This window comes from Pseudomonas sp. KH_046_1 (assembly GCF_057839025.1).
In genome coordinates this window covers 3,733,228-3,745,256 of sequence record NZ_CM174481.1, presented here as the reverse complement: position 1 = coordinate 3,745,256, position 12,029 = coordinate 3,733,228, and the positions used below count along the sequence as shown (strand labels likewise).

General features: G+C 59.2%; 11 protein-coding genes. All 11 read left to right on the top strand.

All coding sequences use genetic code 11. The features are described from left to right. Nucleotides 1-43 precede the first annotated feature (43 nt). The 11 genes from AC3IT9_RS17255 (at nucleotide 44) to AC3IT9_RS17205 (ending at nucleotide 12,027) form a co-directional block, all read left to right on the top strand. Nucleotides 44-1,018 carry an AraC family transcriptional regulator gene (locus tag AC3IT9_RS17255; protein WP_150758735.1) on the top strand — a complete coding sequence of 325 codons (975 nt, stop codon included), beginning with the start codon at nucleotides 44-46 and terminating at the stop codon, nucleotides 1,016-1,018. A gap of 96 nt (nucleotides 1,019-1,114) precedes the next feature. Beyond that, a complete protein-coding gene (locus AC3IT9_RS17250) occupies nucleotides 1,115-2,233 on the top strand; it encodes an NAD/NADP-dependent octopine/nopaline dehydrogenase family protein (protein ID WP_150725502.1) in 1,119 nt (372 codons plus the stop codon). Next, complete coding sequence (locus AC3IT9_RS17245) at nucleotides 2,233-3,231, top strand: 3-hydroxybutyryl-CoA dehydrogenase (protein ID WP_489270478.1); 999 nt, start codon at nucleotides 2,233-2,235, stop codon at nucleotides 3,229-3,231. The genes AC3IT9_RS17250 and AC3IT9_RS17245 overlap by 1 nt, the downstream gene beginning before the upstream one ends. Before the next feature lie 316 nt (nucleotides 3,232-3,547). Further along, nucleotides 3,548-4,441 carry an amidohydrolase family protein gene (locus tag AC3IT9_RS17240; RefSeq protein ID WP_489270477.1) on the top strand — a complete coding sequence of 298 codons (894 nt, stop codon included), beginning with the start codon at nucleotides 3,548-3,550 and terminating at the stop codon, nucleotides 4,439-4,441. 35 nt (nucleotides 4,442-4,476) lie between these two features. Next, nucleotides 4,477-5,451 (top strand): dienelactone hydrolase family protein, encoded by a 975-nt coding sequence (locus AC3IT9_RS17235; RefSeq protein WP_151214351.1) that lies wholly within the window; start codon nucleotides 4,477-4,479, stop codon nucleotides 5,449-5,451. A gap of 357 nt (nucleotides 5,452-5,808) precedes the next feature. Continuing rightward, on the top strand, nucleotides 5,809-6,690 hold the full coding sequence (locus AC3IT9_RS17230) for a GlxA family transcriptional regulator (RefSeq protein WP_489270475.1): 882 nt from the start codon (nucleotides 5,809-5,811) through the stop codon (nucleotides 6,688-6,690). A 345-nt stretch (nucleotides 6,691-7,035) separates the two neighbouring features. After that, the gene (locus AC3IT9_RS17225; RefSeq protein WP_150725507.1) at nucleotides 7,036-7,725 is read left to right on the top strand and encodes an ABC transporter permease; all 690 of its coding nucleotides are present in this window, start codon (nucleotides 7,036-7,038) and stop codon (nucleotides 7,723-7,725) included. After that, nucleotides 7,722-8,720: an ABC transporter ATP-binding protein gene (locus AC3IT9_RS17220; protein WP_489270473.1), complete on the top strand. Its 999-nt coding sequence runs from the start codon at nucleotides 7,722-7,724 to the stop codon at nucleotides 8,718-8,720. Before AC3IT9_RS17225 ends, AC3IT9_RS17220 begins: the two co-directional genes overlap by 4 nt. A 2-nt stretch (nucleotides 8,721-8,722) precedes the next feature. Next, a complete protein-coding gene (locus AC3IT9_RS17215) occupies nucleotides 8,723-9,391 on the top strand; it encodes an ABC transporter permease (protein WP_150754095.1) in 669 nt (222 codons plus the stop codon). A 41-nt stretch (nucleotides 9,392-9,432) separates the two neighbouring features. Continuing rightward, entirely contained in the window at nucleotides 9,433-10,326 is an 894-nt protein-coding gene (locus AC3IT9_RS17210) for a glycine betaine ABC transporter substrate-binding protein (protein ID WP_150725675.1), read from the top strand. Nucleotides 10,327-10,482: 156 nt separating this feature from the next. After that, nucleotides 10,483-12,027, top strand: a complete 1,545-nt coding sequence (locus tag AC3IT9_RS17205; protein ID WP_489270471.1) for an amidase family protein — start codon at nucleotides 10,483-10,485, stop codon at nucleotides 12,025-12,027. The last annotated feature ends 2 nt before the right edge of the window (nucleotides 12,028-12,029 follow it).

The window sequence follows — 12,029 nt, the reverse complement described above, 5'->3', positions numbered from 1 at the left end:
AAAGGGAGCGGGGCCGAGGTGCTCCAGGTCAGGAGAATCCTTGATGTTGAATGATGTACACCTGTTGGAACGGCACAGCCTGCTCAGCTCGGCCGATTACCGCGAGATCAAGGACAAGGTCAGCCAATACCTGTGCCCGCACAGCTTCAACGTGCTGCGTGACGAGCCGATCTACACTCGGCTCAACGGCGTATTCTTCGGCGATTCGGCGCTGCTCGACCTGCGCTATGGCGCGCCGGTGGAGATCACCATCGGCGACATTGCCGATCAGTACCTGTTTCGCATTACCTTGCAGGGGCATTGCGAAGTGGCCCACGGGCGGCGCAGCGCGGCGATGCAGTCGGGCTACCTGAGTGTTTCCTCACCGTTCGCGCAAAGCCGCATCGTCACCGATGGCGAGTGCCGCAACCTGATCCTGCGCGTCGACCGTGATGCCCTGGAGACGCAACTGCAACGCCTGCTCGGCCGCAGCCTGCGGCAGTCGGTGATCTTTGATGTCAGTGTCGACCACCTGGGCGCCGGCGTCGTCAGCCTCTATCACACCCTGGACTACATCTGCCGGCTCTACGGCAGCGGCGTGGACGGTTCGCGTCTCGCCAGCGGCCTGTCCGAATACCTGATGCAACTGCTGCTCACACAGTTGCCGCACAACTACTCGGCGGATCTGTTGATCGACTCGCGCGCGCCGCTGCCGCACCACGTGAAAAAGGCCCGTGACTACATCGAGGAACACCTCGACCAACCGATCAGCCTGACGACCTTGAGCGAGCTGTGCGGTGTCTCGGTGCGTACCCTGCAGAACGGCTTCAACCAGTTCCTCCAGCAGGCGCCGGTCGAGTACATCCGCGACCGGCGCCTGGCGGTGATCCACGAGTCGCTCAAGCAGGGCAGGGCCGGCGAAACCGTCACCGATATCCTGTTGCGTCATGGCATCAACAGCTTCGGGCATTTCTCCAGCGCCTATCGACAACGCTATGGCTGCCTGCCGTCGGACACTTTGCGACGGCAGAAGCATTGAGACTCCTGCGCAATCCGTCATTCGGCTGCGCAATCGGATGAGTCTGTGGCGGTGCGGCTCGATAGGATCGAGTCTCTAACAAAAAGGAGTATCTGCATGAATATTACCGTGCTGGGTGGTGGTCACGGCTGTTACGCCGCTGCTGTCGAAATGGCTGAAAAAGGGCACCAGACCCGCCTGTGGCGTCGAGACTGCGCCGCGCTCAAAGAGCTGCTGGCCATCGGCAGCCTGACCATCAAGGACTATCAGGGCACTCGCCAGTTGTCTGTCTGTAAACAAGGCGACCAGCCGGGCGACAAGCTGTCGCTAACCGACGACCTCGCCGAAGCGTTGGGCGACGCGCAACTGGTGATCATTCCACTGCCTTCGACCTCCCACGAAGACCTGGCCAAACATGTTGCGCCGCACCTGCACGACGGTCAGGTGGTGTTCCTGCCGCCGGGCACCTTCGGCAGCTTCGTGTTCGCCAAGGCCATGGCCGATGCGGGCAACCACAGCAAAGTCGCCTTCGCTGAAACCGGCACGCTGCCGTACCTGGTCCGTAAACACGGCGCCAGCGACCTGGTGATCAGCGGCTACGCCACGCGCCTGCCGACCGGCGTATTCCCCAGCAACCTGTCCGGGCATGCTTTTGCGGTACTGCGTGAAGCCTACCCGAGCGTCGAGCCGATTGAAGACGCCCTGAGCGGGGCGCTGATGAACGCAGGCCCCATCATCCACCCGCCGCTGATCATGATGAACGCAGGTCCCCTGGAGCATTTCGAGGCCTGGGACATTCACAACGAAGGCACCCAGCCGTCGATCCGCCGCGTGACCAACCAGCTTGATGCCGAACGCATGGCCGTGCGTGAAGCGCTGACCTACGGCGCGCCGCACTTTCCCCTGGCCGACCACTACAACACCAGCGAAGGCGACGAGTGGATGTACGGTCGCGGTGCCCACGGCAAGCTGACCGACAGCGGTGACTGGCGCGAAGACATCGACCTGCAGAAGCATCGCTACATGCTCGAAGACACCCGCCTGGGCCTGTCCTTCCTGGTGTCCGTCGGCCGCTGGGCCGGTGTGCCGACCCCGGTGGCGCAGGGCCTGCTGAGCATTGCCTCGGTCGTCGCCTGTCGTGACCTCTACGCTGAAGGCCGCACCCTGGAAAACCTCGGTCTGGCCACGCTGAGTCGGGCGCAGATGACCGAACTTCTGACCAAGGGCTACAACTGATGAACGCCGCGCTGCCTCACGTCAGCGTGGTCGGTGCCGGCCGGATGGGCGAGGGCATTGCCCTGGCGTTCATCCATGCGGGCCTGCCGGTCACCCTCATCGATATCAAGGATCGCGCCGAGGATGAGCGGCACGACTACTTCGAGCGAGTGCGCAACAACATCCACAGCGAACTGCAGATGCTGGTACGCCTTGGCGTGCTTGAGCTGGAGCAGGCGGACATAGCGATATCCCGGTTGACGCTGCAATCCCGGTCCCAGGCCGCAGAGGCATTGCGCCTGTGCGACCTGGTGTTCGAAGCAGTGCCGGAGGTCATCGGGGTCAAGCAGGAGACCTTCGCCTGGGTCAGCGAGCATGTCCCGGCGTCGACGATCATCGCGTCCACCACCTCGACTTTCCTGGTCACCGAGTTGAGCGAAATGGTCAGTACGCCTGCGCGCTTCGTGAATGCGCACTGGCTCAATCCCGCGTACCTGATGCCGCTGGTGGAAGTCAGCCGCAGCGAAGCGACCTGCCCGCAGGTGGTCGAGCGGCTGCTGCAACTGCTCAAGCGCATCGGCAAGGTGCCCGTGGTGTGCAATCCGGTGGCTGGCTACATCGTGCCGCGCATCCAGGCATTGGTCATGAACGAAGCGGCACGGATGGTGGAAGAGGGCGTGGCCAGCGCAGAAGATATCGACACGGCGGTACGCGTCGGCTTTGGTTTGCGCTTCTCGGTGCTGGGCCTGCTTGAGTTCATCGACTGGGGCGGCGGCGACATTTTGTACTACGCCTCGCGCTACTTGAGTGGCGCTCTGTCACCGCGTTTCGAATCGCCGCAGGTGATCGCCGACAACATGCAAAACGGCCGCAATGGCTTGCGCGATGGCCAGGGTTTCTACGACTACCGTGACATGGACGTGGACGCCTACAAGCAGCAGCGCCTCTGCGACTTTGTCCGCAAGCTGGAGTTGTCGGGGCTGACGCCTGCGTTCGATGGCGCCTTGAAACAGGCTTGAGCATCAGGGCCCGGAGGCCGGGCCCTGACTGCATCACCAGCGGTCGAAATCCATCAATTTTTCGCCATCCATCTGACAGACCGCCTACCCATCGACCGCTCCGGGTTTCATGTTCACGACTCTAGAGTCCTGCCAGCGTTGCGACATAGAACCCCAAGGGTCAGTTCGCCTCTTCACATCCATGCACTGATTGCCAACGCCTCCTTGCCCGCAAAATCGCGCATGGCGAAATTTTGATACTACACGTCGAGTTGGCGGGAGCGACGAAGCACTGACGACGATTATTGTTTTCGCACAAAAGCAGGAAACAATAATCATGCTGCCGCTGATCAAAAGAATAGACAGTCACGTTCATTTTTATACATCGCAAGACCTGCGCCGAGTGGCCGGTTCGCTGCCCTATGCATTACCTGAGCCGCATCCGCTGACTGCTTATCTGGATACATTGATCGATGCCGGAATTGCTCCGACGCTCCTCAATAACGTCCATTTGAGCATTCTGCCGGATTCAGAAAACGTATTTGCTTCATTTGACGAACTCAAGCATCTCCAGGCGGCCAACCCTCTGCGCTATGGGGACGTCAAATTGGTGGGGACGATCAAGGCAGAACCTGCGTACGCCACCCAGGAACGCCTCTCGCACCCGCAGGTGGTTGGCGCACGGATCGTTCTGCACGATGCAAGGCCTGAAACGGTTTCCGATACGCAATTCAGCGATGGGCAGTGGGCGGCGTTTTATGGTCGCTTGCAACCGCGCCAGCACCTGCACATTTACGCGAAAGAAGCCGAGACGAATCTGCGCGTATTGCGCCAGATCCCTCGCGATGTGCGGGTCATTATCGATCACCTGGGCACATGTCACAGCGAGCGTGACATCACCGAGCCGGCTTACATCGCGCTACTCACTGAAGCCAGAGAACGAGGCAACGTGTGGTTCAAGGGCCCTGGCTACCGCACTTGCGTCCATCCCGAGGAAACAGCTCGTTTCGTGACGCAAATTGTTTGCGCAGTCGGCGCGGACAAGATTCTTCTGGAAGCAACGGATGCACCTCATGTTGGAACTGACAACAAGGGAGTTCCGTATTCCGACCTCTTTAATCCGGACAAGGCTTTCAACTTTGTTGATGCCGTTGCACTGCATGTTTCCAAAGAAACCCGAATTCCTGTTGGCCAACTTCTGCGAGGAGCATCTGGCCAATTGGTAAGTTGATCTACGCCCACGCTCCCACTTCGAGATAACCAGCAATGACGAACATTACAACAAAAGACATCAACTTCACCGTCAAGTATGGCGATGAAACCCTGAGCCTCAAAGGCACGGTTTTTCAGCCAGAACAACTCGACGCTGCGTTGCAAAAACTGCCACCGGTCATCTTCAACTCCGGCTTCACCGGCGGGGTCACGATGTACGGCCAACTGTTCGGTCGCGCCCTGGCAGGCCTGGGTTATCGCGTCATGACCTACGACGTGGCAGGCTTTTTTTCCAACAAGCACATCCGTAACACCCTCGAGGCTGGTGACAAGGTCATCACCAGCGTCATCCTCGAAGACCAGAAAGATGAAGTGCTCGGTGCCATTGAATGGGCGCGCGAGAATTTCGGTGAGATGCCGGTGGTCGCATCGTGGGCGATGGGCTCGGTGGCAAGCCTCGGTGCAGTGGCTGAGCTGGCTGCGGCCGGCGGTGAACAGATCCGCTTCTGGGTGCCGATGAGCTATACCAACATCCGCAAACTGCAAGCCTTGCGCGCTGATCAGGCTGCGGCTGACGCAGTCATCCAGCAACTCGCGGATGACGCGCCGATCCCTCCATTCGACACCGGCACTGATGGGACCCGTCTCGGTTACTACCCGCTGGATCCTGAGACCCAGGCTTATGTCGATCAGCAACTGGGCGGCTACACCGAAGCGGGCGGCGCGGACCGTTGGCCCGGCTGCACTTACGTGACGGCGAAGTCCTACAAGTCCTATGTGGCGTATGACCCGGAGCAGTCCATCGAAGGTGCAAAAGGCTTCCCGCCAGCGCTGATCATCCATGGCGCCGACAACACCTTGCACATGCCGTCGGAGTCTGTGCGTCTGCACCAGAATTATCCCGGCGATGCCGGCCCGAATGCGCTGATCATTTCGCACATGCAACATGGCCAGCAGAATCAGGTCGACAGCCCTGTGTTCAAGTCGATGATCCAGAGCATCGACGAAGCCATCCGCGCGCGCGGCTGATCCGCTCGCCATTCTCCTGCGAGACCTCGGGCGTCGAGCTCTCGCAGCGATTTCCAGCATCGCGGGGTGTATTGCTCCCGTCGTTCTGATCTGTCGTAACGCTTCGGCAGGGCTGGTTCGCTGTCTCAACGATTGAATCTGGCTGAATGCGTGCCCAACCCCTAACATGGCGGGTGCAAAGCCACTTCCTCGGGTGGCCCAGGCTGTTCACTTGAACGGCTGCCCCCATGAAAGGATCTGGCGATGACAGCCCCCAGTGAGTCAGCGACGTCTGTGAATAGCCACACAACCAAGCGAATCGGGCTGCTGATTCTCCCTCAGTTCTCCATGATGGCCCTGGCGGGTGCCAGCGAGCCTTTGCGCGCGGCCAATCGACTGTCCGGCAAAACGCTTTATGAGTGGACCCTGCTCACGGAGTCGGGCGGACCGGTCAGTTCCAGCAGCGGTATCGAAATCCAGACCGTGCCGATTGATCAGGCGCCGGAACTGGATCGCGTGTTTGTCCTGGCGAGCCTGGACATCGAGCATCAGAAACCACCCAAAATGCTGCGCTTCCTGCAGCGCGCAGCGTCCCGCGGGATCACTGTCGGCGCACTGAGCACCGGTACGTTCATCCTCGCACGCGCAGGCTTACTGGAAGGCAAGCGTTGCACCTTGCACTGGGAGTCCATCGGCCAGTTTTCGGAGGAATTCCCCACGATCGAAGTCACCAGGGAGCTGTACGTCAACCATGGCAACCGCTGGACGTGTGCCGGGGGAACGGCGGCCATCGACCTCATGCTGGCACAAGTCGCGCTTGATTTCGGTAACCAGCTCGCGGCGAGCATCGCCGAGCAATTTCTGCACGCCAGGATACGCGCGCCGGAAGAGCATCAGCGGATGTCGATCCAGTGGCGGTTCGGCATTCACGATCGCAGGCTGACAGCCGCCATCGCCTTCATGGAGAACAATCTGGAGAACATCGTCGGCATCGAAGAGATCGCCGACCGTTGCAATTTGTCCCACCGTCAACTCGAACGGCTGTGGCATCAGCACTTCGGCATGACGCCGAAGAAATTCTATCTGGAGCTCAGGCTCAACGAAGCGCGCCGGTTGCTGCGTGAGAGCACCCAGCCCATTGCGTCCATCGCTTACAGCTGTGGGTTCGTCTCAGCGTCACATCTGGGTGCTGCTTACCGTCGTATCTGGGGATGTACGCCCGGTGAAGAGCGGCGGAAATTTGATGATGCTCACTCCTGATTTCAGTCACCGAGTGCATGGGTCAACAAACGCCAATCCCCTGAAAAACCCCTGAACCAATCCTCTCTGCAAAATCCCATAGCAAGCTAATGACTCGGCCCGACAGGCGGTGCGCTCTGGCAAGCCTGGGTCATATGGCGATCCCGCATACTTGCGTCCTCAATCGACCCTGCGCCTTGCATTGCGAGTTGGCTTGCCGCGTGACGTCGTTTTTTTGATAGAAATCGTCGAACTCGAAGCTCAGAGTGCCTACGGTAGCGCGGTAATGTTTCCTACAGATCCGGCGTTCAATTCCAGATGCGCGACCGATAAAAACAACAATGACGTACAGAAGGCATAACAACCATGGAAACCTTGAGTTTCATTCTGGAAAACGGCGGGCTGATCAGTCTGCTACTCGGGCAGCACCTGCTCATCGTGGCGGTTGCGGTGGGTATGGCGATTCTGACGGGCGTGCCTGTCGGGATCGCGATCTCCCAGCACCCCAGAACGCGCCGCTGGGTCCTGGCCTTCGCTGCGGTCCTGATGACCATTCCCTCCGCCGCGCTGTTCGGGCTGATGATTCCGGCCCTGTCGCTGATCGGCTACGGGATCGGCGTCGTGCCGGCGGTCATTGCGCTGTTTCTCTACTCCCAATTGCCCATCATCCGCAACACCACCACTGCGATCTCCAACATCGATCCGGCCTTGCGCGAAGCGGCGATCGGGATGGGCATGTCGACCGGGCAACGATTGCGCAAGGTTGAACTGCCGATTGCGGTCCCGCTGATCATGGCGGGCGTGAGGATGGCGACCGTCATCAACATCGGCATCGCAGCCATCGCGGCGTACATCGGCGCCGGCGGCCTGGGCAGCCTGATCATTCGCGGCATCGCGCAATCGGATACCCGACAGCTGTTGGCCGGCGCGATCGTCATCAGTGTCATCGCCATTGCGGCCGATTACGCGTTGTACGGCTTGCAGCGCCTGCTGACGCCAAAAGGCTTGAACAAGAACAAAGTGGCCACCGGCCGAATGAAGGAAGCTACGACGTGATCCAGATCGAAAACCTGAACAAGCAATTCGGCTCAATCACTGCAGTAGAAGATGTCTCATTCAATGTTGAAGAGGGGCAGATCTGCGTACTGCTTGGGCCGTCGGGCTGCGGTAAAACAACGACGCTGAAAATGATCAACCGACTGATCACGCCTACCTCCGGCACGATCAGAATCGGTGGTCGCGACACGTCCGAACTGGACAGCGTCACCCTCAAGCGCTCCATCGGCTATGTGATCCAGCAAGTCGGCCTGTTCCCGAACATGACCGTTGAGGAAAACATCTGCGTCGTTCCCAATCTGTTGGGATGGGACAAAACCAAAAGCCGAAAGCGCGCCGCGGAGTTGCTGGAAGTGGTCGCGCTGGATCCGTCGAAATTTCTCAAGCGCTATCCGTGTGAACTTTCCGGTGGTCAACAGCAACGCGTAGGCGTGGCCCGGGCCCTGGCAGCGGATCCGCCCGTGATGCTGATGGACGAGCCCTTTGGCGCGATCGACCCGATCAACCGGGAAGTCATCCAGGACGAGTTCATGCGCATCCAGCGCCTCGTCAACAAGACTGTCCTGTTTGTCAGTCACGACATCGATGAAGCGGTGAAGATGGCGGACTGCGTCGCCCTGTTCCATAACGGAAAAATCCAGCAGTTCGGCAGCTCGGATGATCTGCTGGCCCGGCCCAACAGTGAGTTCGTGGCGAACTTCATGGGTGGCGACCGGATCATGAAGCGCCTGCGTCTGCTGCGTGCGGCTGACGTGGCCAGCAAGGTTCCGCCACGGGAACACATGCAGATCGTTGGCGGCAACAGCGCTGTTGTTTCGCACTCGCACCTGATCGTCAAGCCGGGAGATGACCTGCGCCAGGTGCTTTCGCAATTGCTGGGTCGCGGCCAGGACTGGGCACTTTGCAACGACAGCGACGGGCGCTTTATCGGCTATGTCCACCAGGCCGACATCCTGGCACGACTTGTTGAAAACATTACTCCGGTGGTGCACTGAAGATGTCTGACTTACTGATCAGATTGTGGGAAGGGCTGCAGTTTTACTGGGGCGACATCAGCTACCTGACGGTCCAGCATCTGCAGATCGTGGCGGTCAGTGGGGTCCTGGCCCTGGTCATCGCGCTGCCGCTGGGTGTCTGGATGAGCCGTCCGGCGAACCAGCGTTACGCCATGGCCAGCATGCAGGTCCTTAACGTAGGGCAGGCGATTCCCAAGCTCGCGTTGCTGGCGTTGGCCATGAGTTTCATTGGTGTCGGTAGCGGCGCGGCCATCATCGGATTGTTTGTCGCGACGTTGTTGCCCGTGGCAGTCAACACCTATGAAGGCTTGCGCGCCGTACCGCAGCACTTGGTCGAAGCGGCCGAGGCCATGGGCATGACGCCACGGGAAACGCTGTGGAAAGTTGAAATTCCGAACGCGATGAACGTGATTTTCGCGGGCATCCGCACGGCGCTGGCGATCAACGTCGGTACCGCTCCGCTGGCCTTCCTGGTCGGTGGCGGCGGGCTGGGCGAGTTGATCTTTACCGGGATCGACTTGAATGACTTCGGCATGATGCTGGCCGGTGCCGCGGCGACCGCGCTGTTGGCGATTGCGGTCGATCTGGGCTGCGGCTTGATTCAAAACATTGCAGTGTCACGGGGCTTGAGGTTGACCGGGCGCGAGTGAATCCGATGACCATGGACAAAACCAATAATATGAGGTGCACGATGATTTATCGAATGCTGGCCAGTCTGATCTTTACCCTGAGTCTTGTTTGCGGTGTTGTGGGCAGTGCTTCTGCCAATAACACGATTGTGGTCGGCGGCAAGAAGTTTACCGAGCAGCAATTGGTTGCCGAGATGACCACACAACTCCTGCGCGCCAATGGCTACAGTGTCGATAAACGTCCGGACCTGGGTTCTTCCGTATTGCGCGCGGCGCAAGAGAATGGTCAGGTCGATGTGTATTGGGAATACACCGGCACTTCGCTGATTACTTACAATAAAGTCACGGACAAGCTCAACGCTGACGAAACGTACAAGAAAATCAGCGAGCTTGATGCGCAGAAAGGCATCACCTGGCTGAACCCATCCAAGGCCAATAACACCTACGCCTTTGCCATGCGCAAGGAAGAGGCAGAGAAGGATGGAATCGCCTCGATCAGCGATCTTGCGCAGAAGATCGAAGCAGGCAAGTCCTACAAGTTTGCCTCCAATGCTGAATTCTTTTCCCGGCCTGATGGCCTGCGTCCCTTGCAAGAGACATACAAGTTTGAATTTGAGCGCAAGAACATCGTCCGCATGGACGGCGGGCTGACCTATCAGGCGCTTCGAGACGGGCAGGTCGATCTGGCCTTGGTCCTGTCGACGGATGGGCGGATTCCGGCCTTCGGCTTTGTGGTGCTGCAAGACGATAAAGGCTTCTTCCCCAGCTACGCGCTGACCCCGGTTATTCGCACTGAAGTGTTTAAGGCGAATCCAAAGATCGGCGAGTTGCTCAACGCACTGTCGTCCAGGCTGGATGACGACACCATCGCGGGTCTCAATTCCCGGGTCGATGTCGGCCGAGAATCCATCGAGAGCGTGTCCAAGGAATTTCTGCAAAAGAGCAAGTTGCTGTAGAAACTGCCGAAGGCTGCGATCTTCGACATTGTCTTAAGAACTTTCCAAGGCCGGCGGAATAACCCCGGCCTTTTTTCCCTGCCTCCCATCCACTCCCTTGCACCTCTATCAGGTGCGAGCCGGTTTCGTTCGCCTGTACCCACTCGGAGAATAAAAATGCAGTTGAATAAAAAGTTCGTGGCGTGCGCGTTTTTGCTAATGGCGGCAAGTGCTCAGGCGGATGACGGTATCGACCGCATGAGTCTCGCCGATATGCGTCATGCGTTGAATGCCGGGACCCTCAGTTCCGAGCAACTGGTCCGGCATTACCTCAATAACATTCAGGCGAACAATCACCAGGGCCAAAACATCAATGCACTGGTGACCATCAATGAACAGGCGATCGATCAGGCCCGCAAGTGGGATGCTGAACGGGCGAAAAACCCCACTTTTAAATACGCACCGCTGGCCGGCATTCCATTCGTGGTGAAGGACAACTTTGACACCGCTGGTATGGTCACCTCCGGTGGTTCCTTCGTGCTGCGTTCGTCGGTGCCAAGCCAGGATGCCTTCACCGTCAAGAAGCTGATCGACGGGCAAGCCATTCTGCTCGGCAAAGCCAACCTGTCGGAACTGGCGGCGTCCTTTGGCTGGTTTGGCTACAGCTCGTTTGGCGGCCAGACGCTGAATCCGCGGAACACCAAGCGGGATGCTTCCGGCTCCAGCAGCGGTTCTGCCGCCTCGGTGGCGGCGGCGTTTGCCCCCTTCGCGTTGGGGTCGGACACGAGCGGCTCGATCCGGGCGCCGGCCAGCGTCACCGGCACGGTGGGTTTTCGACCTTCGCTGGGGCTGATCAGTCGTAGCGGCATCATTCCGCTGTCGCTCGCGTTCGATACCGCCGGCGTCATTACCAACAGCGTGCTGGATCAGGCCATTGTGCTCGATGCGATCAAGGGCCAGGACAAAAGCGATCCGGCGACCCTCGACCTTGCTGCAGATAAAATACAGTTCGAACCGGCACTGAGCCGTTCCTCGCTGCAAGGCAAGACCATTGGGGTGATCACCAATTTCAAGGGGGCGAATCCGGAGGTGGATGCGGTCTTTAAAACGGCGCAGGAAACCCTCGGCAAGCGCGGTGCGCATGTCGTCTCCATCGAATTGCCCAAAGCCTTTGAAACCCTATGGAGCGATGTGCTCGGGCCAGTAGGAGAGGGTGAGTTCAAGCCGCAATTCGAACGCTACCTCGCCACCCTCAATCCGAACCAACCGCGAACGCTTGTGCAGTTTCTCGACCTGGCCAAACAAAATCAGGCGCAAAACGCTGCGCACGGGATGAACCCGGCACGCCTGGCCGGACTGGAAACGCTAGCGAGTGCCACCAGCACCGATTCGCCGCAGTACATCTCCATCCTCTCCCGGAAGATTCCACAGTTGCGCGCGCAACTGATGGACGTCATGAAGAAGAACAAGGTGGACAGCCTGTTCTTCGCGACCATCAACTGCCCGGCTTCGGTGGTGCACGGTGTGAGCGATGACAGTTACGTGTGCAAGTCCGGCGATACCTACGCGTCGTCGTACATTGCCTCGGCCACGGGATTTCCCGAGATCACCGTTCCGGCAGGCATCATCGAGGGCAACCTGCCGGTCGGTGTTTCGTTCCTGGGCGGCTACGGCGAAGACGCCAAGGTGGTTGGTTTCGGCTACGCGTTCCTTGGGCGGTAATC

What these genes read in the sequence shown, in the direction of transcription:
- AC3IT9_RS17250 (WP_150725502.1), top strand. Translation starts at nt 1,115, where the DNA reads ATGAATATTACCGTGCTGGGTGGTGGTCACGGCTGTTACGCCGCTGCT.
- AC3IT9_RS17240 (WP_489270477.1), top strand. Translation starts at nt 3,548, where the DNA reads ATGCTGCCGCTGATCAAAAGAATAGACAGTCACGTTCATTTTTATACA.
- AC3IT9_RS17235 (WP_151214351.1), top strand. Translation starts at nt 4,477, where the DNA reads ATGACGAACATTACAACAAAAGACATCAACTTCACCGTCAAGTATGGC.
- AC3IT9_RS17225 (WP_150725507.1), top strand. Translation starts at nt 7,036, where the DNA reads ATGGAAACCTTGAGTTTCATTCTGGAAAACGGCGGGCTGATCAGTCTG.
- AC3IT9_RS17205 (WP_489270471.1), top strand. Translation starts at nt 10,483, where the DNA reads ATGCAGTTGAATAAAAAGTTCGTGGCGTGCGCGTTTTTGCTAATGGCG.
- AC3IT9_RS17255 (WP_150758735.1), top strand. Translation starts at nt 44, where the DNA reads ATGTTGAATGATGTACACCTGTTGGAACGGCACAGCCTGCTCAGCTCG.
- AC3IT9_RS17245 (WP_489270478.1), top strand. Translation starts at nt 2,233, where the DNA reads ATGAACGCCGCGCTGCCTCACGTCAGCGTGGTCGGTGCCGGCCGGATG.
- AC3IT9_RS17210 (WP_150725675.1), top strand. Translation starts at nt 9,433, where the DNA reads ATGATTTATCGAATGCTGGCCAGTCTGATCTTTACCCTGAGTCTTGTT.
- AC3IT9_RS17215 (WP_150754095.1), top strand. Translation starts at nt 8,723, where the DNA reads ATGTCTGACTTACTGATCAGATTGTGGGAAGGGCTGCAGTTTTACTGG.